Annotated in this window: 8 protein-coding genes; 4 read left to right on the top strand and 4 right to left on the bottom strand. The window is 66.9% G+C overall.

Features of this window, described 5'->3' with window-relative positions:
- Positions 1–95: 95 nt before the first annotated feature.
- The 3 genes from DQP56_RS18410 to eccB all read right to left on the bottom strand — a co-directional run bounded on the left by DQP56_RS18410 (position 96) and on the right by eccB (position 6,455).
- A complete protein-coding gene (locus DQP56_RS18410; RefSeq protein WP_112687843.1) occupies positions 96–395 on the bottom strand; it encodes a PE family protein in 300 nt (99 codons plus the stop codon).
- 352 nt (positions 396–747) lie between these two features.
- The gene (eccCa, locus tag DQP56_RS18405) at positions 748–4,947 is read right to left on the bottom strand and encodes a type VII secretion protein EccCa (protein ID WP_112687841.1); all 4,200 of its coding nucleotides are present in this window, start codon (positions 4,945–4,947) and stop codon (positions 748–750) included.
- On the bottom strand, positions 4,944–6,455 hold the full coding sequence (gene eccB / locus DQP56_RS18400; RefSeq protein ID WP_112687839.1) for a type VII secretion protein EccB: 1,512 nt from the start codon (positions 6,453–6,455) through the stop codon (positions 4,944–4,946). Before eccB ends, eccCa begins: the two co-directional genes overlap by 4 nt.
- A 567-nt stretch (positions 6,456–7,022) precedes the next feature.
- Here eccB and DQP56_RS18395 point away from each other — a divergent pair.
- From DQP56_RS18395 to DQP56_RS18385, 3 genes are all read left to right on the top strand, one after another.
- The gene (locus DQP56_RS18395; protein ID WP_112687837.1) at positions 7,023–8,822 is read left to right on the top strand and encodes a molybdopterin-dependent oxidoreductase; all 1,800 of its coding nucleotides are present in this window, start codon (positions 7,023–7,025) and stop codon (positions 8,820–8,822) included.
- Positions 8,823–9,003: 181 nt separating this feature from the next.
- A complete protein-coding gene (locus DQP56_RS18390) occupies positions 9,004–10,758 on the top strand; it encodes a molybdopterin-dependent oxidoreductase (protein WP_112687835.1) in 1,755 nt (584 codons plus the stop codon).
- Between the two features lie 60 nt (positions 10,759–10,818).
- A complete protein-coding gene (locus DQP56_RS18385) occupies positions 10,819–11,214 on the top strand; it encodes a hypothetical protein (RefSeq protein ID WP_112687833.1) in 396 nt (131 codons plus the stop codon).
- Positions 11,215–11,252: 38 nt separating this feature from the next.
- On the opposite strand, the gene DQP56_RS18380 is transcribed toward DQP56_RS18385, so the two are convergent.
- Positions 11,253–11,816 carry a hypothetical protein gene (locus DQP56_RS18380; protein ID WP_112687831.1) on the bottom strand — a complete coding sequence of 188 codons (564 nt, stop codon included), beginning with the start codon at positions 11,814–11,816 and terminating at the stop codon, positions 11,253–11,255.
- A 612-nt stretch (positions 11,817–12,428) separates the two neighbouring features.
- Here DQP56_RS18380 and DQP56_RS18375 point away from each other — a divergent pair.
- Positions 12,429–12,898 (top strand): C40 family peptidase (locus DQP56_RS18375; RefSeq protein WP_234825721.1); only part of this gene is annotated, 470 nt, incomplete at its 3' end.

Here is a 12,898-nt window from a genome sequence, read left to right as displayed (position 1 = left end):
CTTGTCTCTCCTTGTCTTGAAGTTCGTTGATCGGTTGGTTGACGTCGTTGTCTTAGGTCGCCGGCATGCCCGTCACCCCTGCTCGTTCAATCCGCTCAGCCGGCCGAAGCCGCGTTGGCCGCCTCGGTGGCTGCATAGGAGGTGGCGCTGTTGTTGAGCGTGGCGACGAACATCTCGTGGATCGCCGCGGCCTGAGCGCTCACCTGCTGGTACATCGTCGCGTGGGCGGCGAACTGCGCAGCGGTCAACGCCGAGACCTCGTCGGCGGCGGCCGGAACCACACCGGTGGTCGGAGCCGCAGCAGCGGCGTTCTGCGCGTTGAGCGCTGCTCCGATACCGCTGAGGTTCCCCGCAGCGGCGGCGAGCGCCTCCGGTTGCGTGTTCACGAACGACATTGACGTCCCTCCTCGGATCGCTGTCAGCAATCTTTCCGCCCCAAAGCCTAAGCGCTCGGAAAGGCCGAAACGGCCGATTATGCCTACTGTTCACCTGCCGACAGCAACTGTTCATCTGGTGACGCCCGCGAGGCGTGGCGCGGCCCACAAAACAGGGGCGACCTGCCGAAACACGAGACTGTAATTCACCTGCGGGGTGGGTGTGCGGGCGTTTCGCCGGAGTGGCTGCAACGAGGCGCGCCGTTTAAATCTGGCCGCGGCGAATTGCCGGCGACGCCGCTGTAAGTTCCGCCGCCAGCAACCGCCGCGGCGCCGTTACTCGACGCCACGGCGGTTGTCGCGACGGGGCGGCTCAGCGCACCGGCGCAGCGGTACGTTCCTGGGTCGGTGCCCGCCGCAGCTCCGTGGCGGCGACCTGCACGAACACCCCGGTGTCCTCGGCCATCAGCAGGCCACGTCCGCGGGGCAGCGGACCGCCCTTCATCTTGCCGCGGATGAAGCCCTCGTCGGGGTCGGCGTCCATCACCAGCAGCGGCGCATTGGCCTGGTGGAGCGCCCGCAGCAGCGGATCGCTGCCCGCCGACGACCAGCCGCCGAAGCTGCGGGTGGCGATGACGTGCAGGCCGACGTCGGCCGCGCGGGTCACCCAGGGCGCGGCCTTCTGGAACGGCGAGTCGAAGCCCGGCGGGAACTGCTGGATGTCGTCGATGATCAAGAAGATGTCCGGCCCGCTCCACCAGGTACGCGACAGCAGTTCCTCGGCCGACAGACCCGGCGGTGGCTCACGGTTGGCCAACGTGGCGGCCAGCTCGTTGACGAGTGCCACCGCCCCGTCCATGTTGTAGGCGAACTTCTCCACGTAGTCCGAGCCCAGGGTGGTCAACAGCTGCCGGCGGGGGTCGATCAGCCACACCTGCGCCGACCGCTGCGTGGTGGGCGGCGCGGTGCTGGAGCCGGGCGCGTACAGCCGCTCGATCTCACTCATGATGGTGGCCAGCGTGGTGGTCTTGCCGGACTCGCGGCGCCCGGTCACCATCAGGTGCCCGTTCTCGGCGAAGTTCAGATAGACCGGCTGCAGGTCGAGTTCGGAGATGGCCCACGCGATGCCGCCGGCCCCCACGCCCTCGCGCTGGTCGTTGACCGCGACGGCCCGCACCTCGTCCAGCCCGAACCGCGCCGGCAGCCGCCGCACCGGGCGCACCCGGCCCACCGCCACCTGACTGACCGCGGCACCCACGCTGTCGGACTCGAACACCTCATCGTCGGTGTCGGCCATCGCGGGCCGGGCGATCAACGTGTGCAGACCGGACTGGGGATCGCTGTCCAGGCGCACGTAGTTGACCGCGACCATGCCCCGGCCCGGTTTGACCGGGACGTCCTTGGCGAACCGGGAACGCACCAACTTGGCGTCCTCCACCGCGGCCAGCCGCAGCTCGACCCGGGATCCGAAGCCACTTCGGACCGGGGGCCGCAACTCCGACTCGCGGTCGGCGGTCACGACCACGTGCACGCCGAACGAGGGGCCCTGGTTGATGATCTGGTTGATCTGTTCGACGAGCACCTCGTTGTCCTCGGACAGCGCACGGTAGTTGTCGACCACCAGGTAGACGTCGCCGAAACCGTCGTTGGGCACGCTTCCGGGGGCGCCGTCGAACTTGCGGCGCCGGAAGACCTCCATCGAGGCCACATCGTTCTCGAGGAAGCTGCGCTTGCGGGTGCGCACCAGCGCCAGCAGTTCGGCCACCGTACGACGGACCCCGTCGGGGTCGGTCGGCCCGCAGACACTGCCCACGTGCGGCAGGCTGGCGACCGTGGTCAGCGAGGTGCCGCTGTAGGCCAGGCAGTAGAACTGGACCTGTTCGGGGGTGTGAGTCAGCGCCGCCGCAGAGATCAGCGTCTGCAGCGCGATCGTCTTGCCCGCACCGCCGGCCCCCAGGATCAGCACGTTGGCGCCGGGCCCGGAGGTGTCCACCGTCCACGGTGGCTGGTCGTGCTTGTAGGGCCGGTCGATGAGACCGATCGGGAACACCAGGTCGCGCCGGGTGCCGTAGTTCTCCTGCCACGGGTGGCCCAGGTAGCGGTTCACCAGCTCATCGATGGCCACCGGTTCGTCCAACGGCGGCTGCCACAACCGATACGGCTCGAAGTCGATCTGGCGCAGCTGATCGATGATCACCGTGCCCACCTTGGGAATCCGGATCCAGTCCTCTTCCTCGGCCGGGGGCTCCTCGGCGGGGGTGGCGGTGATGGCCGGCATCTCGTCGGCCGCTTCGATCTCGGTGCCGCTGACGCTCACCTCCAGCGGGGTGAACGCGGTGGTGAACAGCTGCGGCCGGATGTAGTCGATGGAGTGCACCTGCGGCAACTGTTCGTCGTCGAGCATGCCGCCACGCTGATAGTCGCGCCACAGGAACTCGGCCTGGAAGCGGATGACCTCTTCGCCGCTCTTGCGGAAATAGCCGAGGCCGGCCTTGGCGGGCAGGTTCACCGCGTTCGGCACGCCGGCGGCCTGTGCCGCACCGGCCGTCTGCGCCTTGAGCACCAGCCGGTAGCCCATGTTCTCCATCAGCTTCTCGGCGCGGCTCTCGATGGTCTGCGACGCCATCATCAGGTGCACCCAGTAGGCGCGGCCCTGCCGGCCGATCGAGTCCAGCACCTCCACCGCAGTCGGCATGATGCGGAACCACTCGTAGAACTCGTCGATCACCACGACGAGCATCGGCAGCGGCGGCAGACTGTGGTCCCCACGCGCGGCCATCCGGGACCGGATCTCGTTGTACTCCTTGGCGCCGTCAACGCCCGCGCTGTCACACATCGACTTGCGGCGGGCGATCTCGCCCCACATGGCTTCCAGGAAGCGCTCCATCAGCGCCTGGTCGTCTTCCAGGTCGGTGATGATCCGCGACACGTGCGGCACCCCGGAGAACGGCTTGACCGCCGAACCACCCTTGAGGTCGGCAAGCACGAATTGCAGCTCGTCGGGCGAATGGCCCAACAGCAGCGACTCGATCACGGTGCGCACCAGCGTCGACTTACCCGAGCCGGTGGTTCCCGACATGACGCCGTGCGGGCCGTCGCCGCCCTCGTCCAGTGACTTCATGTCGAGGAACAGCAGCTCGCCGTTATCGGAGCGGTTGCCGAACGGGACGCGCAGCCGAGCCCGGCTGCCCTCGTTCTGCCGGCTCGTCCACAACTGGTTGAAGTCGATGCGTCCGGCATCCTCGATGCCGTAGTAGGAAAGGATGTCGCGAGCCCCGATGTGGTGCGTCACGCGCTGGCCGATCTCTTCGTAGGCCTCGGCGAGCCGCCAGTGCGCCATCCGCTGCGCGAACTGCTCGGCGTCGGTCAGGCTGAGCTGATCGGCCAGGGCGAAGAACCACTCGTTGTCGTCGATGACCATCCAGGTGTCGCGGTCGCGCGGCAGGGCGTTGATGATGCCCTTGTCGTCGAAGCGCAGTACCCGCTGTGACACCCCGCGCCACTCCGGGGCGCCGGTCAGGTCGAAGAATGTGACCCCGTCGATGCCCTCGGTGGTGTTGACGTACTCCCACTGCGGATCGACGCCGTCGACGACGATCAGGTGGTGCGGCGTCGGCGTCTCCGCCGACGAGCTGGCGTGGCGCGGCATGAAGGAGCCGCGCCCGGAGAACAGGTCGCCGTGTTCGGCGGCGAAGTCGCGCACCGAGCCGTACACCATGCGAGCGTTACCGGCGGCGTCCTGCCGGCGGGGGTCGCCGAAGTGCGGCAGCCATTTCACCCAATCCCACTGCTCCACATCGGAAGTGACGACGACCATCCGCAGGTGGTCGGGCCCGTGGGAAAAGGCGAACTGGCAGATGATGGCACGCATCAGCCCGAGCACGTGCTCGCGGTCGCCGACCAGTGAATACCACGGCTCGACCAACAGCGAGACCATCTTCGGCAGGTTGTAGACCACGCTTTGGTAGCGCCCGAACTCCTGCAGCGCCTTGCCGGTCACCGGTTCCAGCTCGATGTCGGTCGGCATGTTCTGCGGCTCACCCCAGGTGACCTCCGGCCGCGTCATGCCCACCCCGACCCGGGCCAGCCCGAAGTTGAGGTCCTTGCCGTTGGGTTGACGCTCCCACATCCGCGACGACCCGACCGCCGCGGACAGCGTGGACGGCGCCGGGTGGTACCACCGGTAGTTGGCGTCCATGCTGTCTGCGGACTCCGCGGCCGACTCGCGCAGCCGGTCCAGCATGAGCATGAACTGGGCGCGCATCGCGTCGAGCTTGGGGCGGCTCAGTTGCTGGGCGCCACCGCCGAAGCGGCCGCCGAACATCATCATCGCGATGCCGCCGATCATGAAGATCGGGAAGATGGCGCCGGCGCCCAGGAACATCCGGGAGCCGTTGGCCACGGTCATCGAGACCATGCCGACCAGCAGGCCGACGACCAACACCCCGACCACCACCAGCCACCACGGCTTGCCTTCCGGCGGCGGCACGCTCAGCGGCGTGGGCAAGACGATGTTCTCCGGCTTGACCACTGGGGCGCGTTCCGGCGTCGGCCGGGCGAATCCACGTTTCACTTGGGCACCGCCAATTCTGCAGGGCTCATATCGGTCGGCAGGGTGTCATGACGTACCAAGGCGTCCTCGCGGGACAGCGTCGGGCCGTGTGCCAGCAGCCGCAATGCCACCGACGGCGCCAGGGCCGGCTCGCTGACCAGCCCCAGCGCCTTGCGCTCATCGTCGCCGGGCACCCCGAAGCGCACCCCCGACGCGGACAGCCACCACAGCGATTCCCGCGTGGAGGCGTCCGGATCGTTGCCGGTCACCGCGACGAAGTTGCCGTAGCCCGGACCGAAGTAGACCCGGTCGGCCTGCGGCATGTTGTTGTTATTGGTCTTCACCAGTGATACCACCCGGTTGAGTTGCTTCTGCGGCACGGGAATCGTGGGGCCGGACACCACCTGGACCCGGGCCCGGCTGTCACCGTTGGACCGCTCCCACCACCAACAGGTGGACGGGTTCTCCTTCATGTCGACGACCTTGAGCGGTCCTTCGGGGTAGGCCGACAGGTCCAGCCCGGTGACCACGGGCATCTTCGCCAGCTCCGGCGGCGCCACCACCACCGGTGCGCCGCCGGCGGTCGCCCCGGCGTTCTGCAGGATGCGTGCCACCACCGGCGACACCGTCTGCACGCCGTTCATCAGCACCACCGAATATTGCTGCGGCCCAGCCAATTGCGGAGTGGTGAAGACGGTTCCAACCGGCCCGGGGGCGTTGGGGAAGGCCGGCGGACGGCCGGCCTCCGGGACGAACGGCACCGCCAGCTCCGGGCCGACCGGCAACGCGTCGAAAAGCGCCTGGCTCATCGGCCGTGCATGCTCGACCTGTTCGGGGGTGAGGCCCAGCGGCAACAGCACCGCCCGGTCGGCGGCATCGATACGCGACCTCCGGCCCTGCCGAACCACCCACGACTCATCGTTGTAGCGCAGCACGACGGCGTCCGGGCCGTCGAGCACCCGGCGGCGGGAGTTGAGGTCCGGGCTGCCGTCGATGACCGTCACCGTGACCGGCGACGGCGCTCCGACCCCCTGCACGTTGGCCACGGTGTCGCAGATCAACCACGACGACGACGACGGTGAGGTCGGCAAAATGTCCGAAGGCGCGCCCGGGATACCGACCAGCGGGCCGTGCGGCTGCTCGGCGATCTGCGCCGAGCGCACTTTGTGCGGATTGTCGGCGCGGCCCGCGATCAGCCGGGCCGATGCCAAATTCAGTGCCGGATATAAGGTGTCGCCGACCCGCACATACAGCGCCCCGGAGTCGCGGTCGGCGATGATCGGCGATTCATTCAGCTGACCCGATGGGCTCAGAAACGACCACAGCAGCGCACCCAGACAGATGACCGAGGCCGCCGATACCGAGGCGACCACCGCCAGCGCCTGGCGCCGGCCGGGTTCGACTTCCATCCGCACCTGCCAGCGGGTCAACGCCATCGCGGTCCGCCGCGCCAGGAATTGGTACCCGGTCATCTGGGTGCGTGTCGACAGCCCCAGGCCGTAACCGGGCCCCCGCTGTTCGTCAGCCACGGTGCGCCCCAGCCCCCGCCGGCCGGACTGGCCGGCGACGAAGCCGTTCCGGTGCCATATAGGTCGTCATTTACCCCTGCCTGATCACAAGTTTCTCCACTGCGCATGCTAGCCGTGTTGCGCAGCGACCGCCGTCCGCGCAGATTGCAATCCGGCGGCGATGGCGAATCCAGGTCCGCGATTCTGACTCGAATTATGAGGGCGTCAGGTGAACGGTCAGTTACGTGCGAGATACACCTGAGCGCAACGGCGCGCCGCTTGGCGGGATCCGGATCCCCGTCCGGAAAAAATCGTGCCGATCGAAAGCCGCCGGTCGGCGAATCCGGGCCGGTGACCGACTCGCGGACCAAAACCGCATCCGCGGCCGCGGCACCCGCTGCGCAGGACGAATCTGCAGGTCAGAGGTTGCTGCTAAGAACCTGTGCATTTGGTGTCAGAGCGGCGGCCCGCGGCCCCGACGGCTGTACTGTCGCGAGCGTGACGACGTTCGACGGACAGGGCGCTGAAGGCCAGCTCGACCCTCGGGGGCCGGCCACTTCACCAGCGACGCAAGAGACCACTCACCGTGTGAACTACTCCACCGACGTCGTGGACGTCGAGTTGGAACTGGAGCAGGGCTACCGCACCGAGATTCACAAGAATCACGACGACACCGTCGACGTCGAGACATACGGGGGTGGTTTCGACCTGTCCCGGCGGGCGATCGCCCCGCACCTGCGGATCGGCCGTGACAGGTGGCTGAACCTGTTGTGGCTGATTCCGATCGGGTTCGTCGGGCTGGTCGCGGCGATCGCGGCCGGCAAGGGTATCCGCAACATCCCCGGTGTGGAGGAGTTCATCGCCGAATACCCCGGCAGCATGCCGTCCACGAAGGTCGAAAGCGGGCTGCCCGCGTGGCTGGGCTGGTCGCATTTTTTCAACCTGTTCATGATGATGTTCATCATCCGATCCGGAATCCAAATTCTCTGCGATCACCCGCGGCTGTACTTCAGCCGCAACTCGACGCCCGGTAAAGACGAATGGTTGCGGGTGGGCCCCCCGGTCCCGGACGACCCGTACTGGACGGCCAACGCCGATACCGTCGCGCTGCCGCGGCACTTCGGGCTGCCGGGCTTCCGGCATTCGATCGGGCTGGCCCGCTGGTGGCACCTGGGCCTGGACGTGCTGTGGCTGCTCAACGGTGCGGTGTTCTACGTCCTGCTGTTCAGCACCGACCAATGGCGCCGGATCATCCCCACCAGCTGGGACGTCTTCCCGCACGCCGCCTCGGTGATGATCCAGTACATGTCGTTGAACTGGCCCGACGACCACACCTGGACCAATTACAACGCGCTGCAGTTGATCTCCTACTTCGTCACGGTGTTCATCGCCGCACCGGCCGCGGTGATCACCGGCCTGGGTATGTCGCCGGCGCTGTCCCAGCGCCTCGGGCTGATCAGCAAGCACCTGCGGCTCAACATCCAGGTGGCACGCTCACTGCACTTCCTGGTGCTGGTCTACTTCCTGATGTTCATCCTGGTCCACGTCACGATGGTGTTCGCCACCGACGCGTTCGACAATCTCAACCACATGTTCGCCGCGCGCGGATGTGTCGAAGGCGCCGAGCCGGGCTGCCACAGCGCCACGGGCTTCTATGTCTTCTGCGCGGCCGCCGCGGTGTGCATCGTCGCCTGGTTAGCCGCGACCCCGCTCACGATCAAATACCCGCGGGTGGTGCAGAAGGTGGGGTTCGCCCTGATCGGGCCCTTCCAGCGTTCGCTGGAGAAGCTCAACCCCGAGCCCGGCACCTTCACCGAGGACGACATCTCACCGTTCCATTGGCGCAACGGCCGGCTGCCCGAGACCGTCGAGTACAAGGAACACGAGGCCAGCGACTTCAAGGACTGGCGGCTCAAGGTGTACGGGCTGGTCGAGAACCCGATGGAATTCAGCCTGGAAGACCTCAAGGCGCTGCCCTACCACGACCAGATCACCCAGCACTTCTGCGTGCAGGCCTGGTCCGGGGTGGCCAAGTGGGGTGGCGTGCAGATGTCGACGATCATGGAGATCGTCAAGCCACTACCCGAGGCGAAATGGGTGGTGTTCTACTCGATGGGCCTGGGCGCCACCGGCGGGATCTACTACAACGCGCACCCGGTGGACCAGATGTGGCATCACATGTCGATGCTCGCCTACAACATGAACGACGAGCCGCTGCCGTACATGCACGGTCGCCCGCTGCGGCTACGCAACGAGTTGCAGCACGGCTACAAGCTGGTCAAGTGGATCAAGGGCATCGAGTTCGTGGCGTCCTACAAAGAGATCGGCAGCGGTCACGGCGGCTACAGCGAAGACCACAAGTTCTTCGGTCGCCACCAGACGATCTGACGTTCCCCAGCGCACGGAAGGGGCCGGCCCGTCGGGGTGCGGCCCCTTCCGTGCGTTCGACGCCGGTTCGCCGACGCCTTCAGGGACCCGGCATCGAATCCCCATCCGGCTCGCAGCCCCGCCGACTAATATTCCGCACCGTAATCCTTTTTATTGATGGGATCGGGCGAGGAATCGGGTCATGGCAGACATTGACGAGAACCACCGTCGCACGGCACTGGTGAGCCACCGCGACGAGCTCACACCGGCACACCATGTCGTCGACCACGAGACCTGGGCGGGCGGCCTGGGCGAGAAGATGGCCACCGCTCCGCGGCTGCGCGTCGGCAGAAACCGATGGTTCAACCTATTGTGGTTGCTCCCAATTGGTTTCGCGGCACTGGTTATCGCTGTCGCGGTAGCGAGGTATCTGGTGGGCTTCCCGGCGGTCGCCGCCTTCGTCCACCGGTACCCGGGTACCGTCGCGACCGGCGGAACCGCCGGAATACCCGCCTGGGCCGGCTGGCAGCACTTCTTCAATCTTTTCCTGATGACGTTCATCGTCCGGTCAGGCATCCAGATCCTGGCCGACCATCCGCGGTTGTACTTCAGCCGCAACGCCACCCCGGACACCGACGAGTGGTTCCGCATCGCCGGGCCGGTCCCGAAGGACCCAATGTGGACCGCCAAACAGGACTCGGTGGGCCTGCCCGACCAACTCGGCCTGCCCGGGATCCGGCACGCCATCGGGCTGGCCCGCTGGTGGCATCTCGGTGCGGACGTGTTGTGGCTGGCCAACGGTGCGGTGTTCTACGTGCTGCTGTTCACCACCGGGCATTGGCGTCACCTCGTGCCGACCAGTTGGGCCGTCTTCCCCAACGCCTTGTCGGTGGGCATGCAGTACCTGTCGCTGGACTGGCCCGACGACAACGGCTGGGTGGCCTACAACGGCCTGCAGCAGCTCGCGTACTTCACCACCGTGTTCATCGCCGCCCCGGCAGCGGTGATCACCGGGATCGGGATGAGCCCGGCGGTGTCCATGCGGCTGACCCGCATCAGCAAGCGGCTGAGCATACAGCTGGCCCGTTCGCTGCATTTCTTGGTGATGGCCTACTTCCTGGTGTTCATCCTGGTGCACGTGACGTTGGTGTTCGCCACCGACGCGGTGCGCAACTTCAATCACATGTTCGCCGCTCGGGACGGTTCCGGTCTCGCCGGCTTCTGGGTCTTCGCCGCGGCGATGGCGGTGACCGCCCTCGCCTGGGTGTGGGCGACCCCGTTCACCTACCGGCATCCGCGGGTGGTGCAGCGCGTCGGCTACGCACTGATCGGCCCGCTGCAGCGACTGTTCGAGCACGTCAACCCCGAACCCGGCGGTTTCACCGAGGAACACATCTCCCCGCACTTCTGGCACAACGGGACCTACCCCGAGACCGTCGAGTACAAGGAGATGTTCGCCGGGGATTTCGCCGACTGGCGGCTGCACGTCTACGGATTGGTGGAGCACCCGAGGGATTTCTCGCTGGACGAGCTGAAGGCCCTGCCCTACCACGAGCAGATCACCCAGCACTTCTGCATCCAGGGGTGGTCGGGGGTCGCCAAGTGGGGCGGGGTGGCGATGAAGACCGTCCTCGACATCGTCAGACCACTGCCGGAGGCCAAGTGGGTGGTGTTCTACTCCATGGCGCCCGGTTCCGAGGGCGGGCTCTACTACGACGCCCACGCCATCGAGCAGATGGACCACCATCTGACGATGCTGGCCTACCGAATGAACGACGAACCGCTCAGCTACGGCCACGGCGCGCCGCTGCGGCTCCGCAACGAATTGCAGCACGGCTTCAAAATGGTCAAGTGGCTCAAAGGAATCGAGTTCGTCGAACACTTCCGCGAGGTGGGCGGCGGCTACGGCGGCTACAACGAGGATCACGAGTTCTTCGGGTACCGGCAGACGCTGTAACTCGCGCGCCGGTCGGGCCGTCGTAGGGTAGATCCAGTCAACCGAGCGACGGGAGCATCCATGCGGAATCGCGGTATCGGAAAATCAGTCCTGTCGGTGGTGGTGGCCGGGATCGCGGTGGGCGCGATGGCGACCGGCTGCGGTGACTGCGAGAACGATTCAGACGACGCGGGCTACGGCGAGGTCACCACCGCGCCCGGCGCTCCGCTGGCCCCGATGACGCCGATTGCCCCCGACGAAGCCGTGCCGGAGCAGACCGTCGGCCCGGAGGCCCCGCTGACCAGCGCGGCACCTGCCCTTGAGCACCCCGCGCCGCAGGGCGGGGCGACCCCGGCGCCGGCGGCACCCCGGGTTCCGTCAGCGCCTGCGGTTCCCGCCATCCCCGCCATTCCGGCGATTCCGGCGATTCCTGCCATCCCGGCGATCCCTGCCATCCCCGCGATCCCCCACCCGTAGCCGGCCGGCCCGCGCCCTCGGTGACACTCGTCGCCCGGTCAGATGCCCGTCCAGGCCGAGTCCAGCCGCTCGGCGACGTCGATGACCTGCGCTTGCTGCGACTGCGGGCTCTCGATTTCGTCGGCGACATAGCTGGCGATGAACCGCCGGATCTCCCCGTCGACCCCGGCGAAGATCCGCAGCAGCTCACCTCGGAGCGACGTCGACGACACCTCCACGGTGATGTCGGACGGCCGCGGTTTCGGCACGTCGATGATCAGCAGCAACGGTTCAGCGGCCCGCGCCGTGGCCCGCAGCGCGATGTCACCGGCCACGGTGAACCGCTGCTTGTCCAGGCGCAAGTCGATAAGCAGGTCGATCTCCAGCGGAATGTGGATGGCGAACGTGAGCAGATCACCCAGGCCGCGAGTCACCCGAGGTTGTTGGATCCGCACCTTCGCGCTGACCCGGGCGATCCCGCCCGGCCCCTGCCGCATCGGGGGCATCTCGAACTCATCACCGGCGATCGCGGCGAACGCCGCTGCCACCCGCTCTTCGGTGACCGCGATCTCGAAGAACTTCCGCCCGAACTCTTCGTAAGTCAGGTAGCTGAGGTTCTGCATAGCTTGATACCGTCTCACGTCCACATCGGCAACGGCCGCTGATCGGCGTGCGCGTCGCCATCTTCTCACCCGGGCGCCTCGCGGCGCGCGGAACGGGGTCGGCGCGCCGATGTCGGCTGGGGGCGTGGCCGACGCCGGATCGGCTCGGATGAGCATCGCGCCGGCGGACGCCGGCAGCCCCGGATTTCCCCGCTTTGACGCCGTTCGGCTCAGGCCAAGCACCGCGCGGCGCCGAGTTGGCCATCGTTTCGAAAATCATTGAACAATAGGGAATGACAAACCGTTTCATTGGCGCTGCATGCCGGGGAGAATCGATACACTTTGCGCGGCAGTCCTTCTCGCCGATACGCCGGTACTACCAATGCAGTTGGGCTGCCCGCCAGGGGGATTCGTCGAGCAATTTGAATTAACGTCGCTCGCAACAACTCTCGACGGGCCGCTTACATCGCATCTACCAGCACTTAAACATCGAAATCCGGTCTGCGCGGCTTATTTTCACCCCTCTACCTGGCGTTTTACGTTGTGGCGTAATGCCTAACAACTTTAACGTCAAACGTGATGCCTGCCACAGATTTTGGTTCGCTCAGTTAGCCATTGTTAATGTGCCTGGTCATGTTTGGTCTCGAAGCGCTGATGGCGCTCATCCAGCAGGTTTCGGGCACGCCGTACATTTCCGGTGGGGACAGCCCCGCCGGGACGGACTGCTCGGGCCTGGCGTCGTGGGTGTCGAACGTCGCCACCGGCCGGCCGGCCTTCGGTGACCGGTTTCACACCGCCAACGAGGAGTCGGCTCTGCTGGCGCGCGGCTTCCAGTACGGCACCGCGCCGGGTGCGCTGGTGGTGGGCTGGAACAGGAGCCACACTGCGGTGACGCTGCCCGACGGCACTCCGGTGTCCAGCGGCGAGCGCGGCGGCGTGAAGATCGGTGGTGGCGGCGCCTACCAGCCGCAGTTCACCCACCACATGTACCTGCCGATGCCTACCGAGGCACCCGCCGACGAAGCGGCGCCGGTGCAGTTCGCCGCCATGGTGGAGCCGGCTCCCGCGCCCGAGCCGGCCGCCGAGCCGATGGGCATGGAGAT

Origin of the sequence: Mycolicibacter senuensis (genome assembly GCF_003284925.1) — a bacterium.
Taxonomy (GTDB): domain Bacteria; phylum Actinomycetota; class Actinomycetes; order Mycobacteriales; family Mycobacteriaceae; genus Mycobacterium; species Mycobacterium algericum_A.
This window is presented reverse-complemented; position numbering and strand designations above follow the sequence as displayed.

Excerpts from the sequence above, each read along its gene's own strand:
- DQP56_RS18380 (WP_112687831.1), bottom strand. The coding sequence starts at position 11,816 with ATGCAGAACCTCAGCTACCTGACTTACGAAGAGTTCGGGCGGAAGTTC.
- DQP56_RS18385 (WP_112687833.1), top strand. The coding sequence starts at position 10,819 with ATGCGGAATCGCGGTATCGGAAAATCAGTCCTGTCGGTGGTGGTGGCC.
- DQP56_RS18390 (WP_112687835.1), top strand. The coding sequence starts at position 9,004 with ATGGCAGACATTGACGAGAACCACCGTCGCACGGCACTGGTGAGCCAC.
- DQP56_RS18410 (WP_112687843.1), bottom strand. The coding sequence starts at position 395 with ATGTCGTTCGTGAACACGCAACCGGAGGCGCTCGCCGCCGCTGCGGGG.